At 58.3% G+C, this 585-nt stretch carries 1 protein-coding gene; it reads right to left on the bottom strand.

All coding sequences use genetic code 11. The annotated features are described in order from the left end of the window. Window positions 1–585 (bottom strand): hypothetical protein (locus tag ACO0LI_RS30635; protein ID WP_423037706.1); only part of this gene is annotated, 585 nt, incomplete at both ends.

Here is a 585-nt window from a genome sequence, read left to right as displayed (position 1 = left end):
CAGGTCGTGAATTGGCTTGGAATGGGGATGACGTCCCATTCGAGACCAAGGATGATGTTCTTACGGATTTGCACATTCTGGTAATCGACACTCCAGCCTTGGCCGAAGTCAAGCGCCTGGCCTTTGCGGCGGGTGTCGTAGGTGCGGGTGATCCTGATGGGGATGCCGGAGGCCTGGACGTTGAGGTCTTCAAAGCTGATGCTGAACTGGCCTATCTTGAGATTGCGGGTGACGTCCAGGGTGATCATGTGGCTGGCCTGGACACCATTGGTATTGACGGCAATGACGCTGAGTTCGTAGATGCCGTTTTGTAGCTGGGTCGGGTCAAACTTGCCGAGGGTGCCGTTGCTGACGTTCTGGTAGCCACGGGCGAGTTCTTGCCATTTGTCAGTACCAGCGGCGCGCATGAGGAGCTGGTAGTAGGCGAGATTTTGTGCGGTGGCGGTACCGATGATGGTGGTCGGGGCGGTGATCTCGACGTCGTCTGTGGGGGTGGTGATCTGGGCGACGGGTGTGCTGCTGTCGGCCGGGTTTCGCACGCTGTAGAGGCTGGTCTTGCTGACGGTAGCGAGATCATCTTTGGCG

The sequence above is a fragment of the Undibacterium sp. Tian12W genome, from assembly GCF_049339405.1.
Lineage (GTDB): Bacteria > Pseudomonadota > Gammaproteobacteria > Burkholderiales > Burkholderiaceae_D > Undibacterium.
This window is presented reverse-complemented; position numbering and strand designations above follow the sequence as displayed.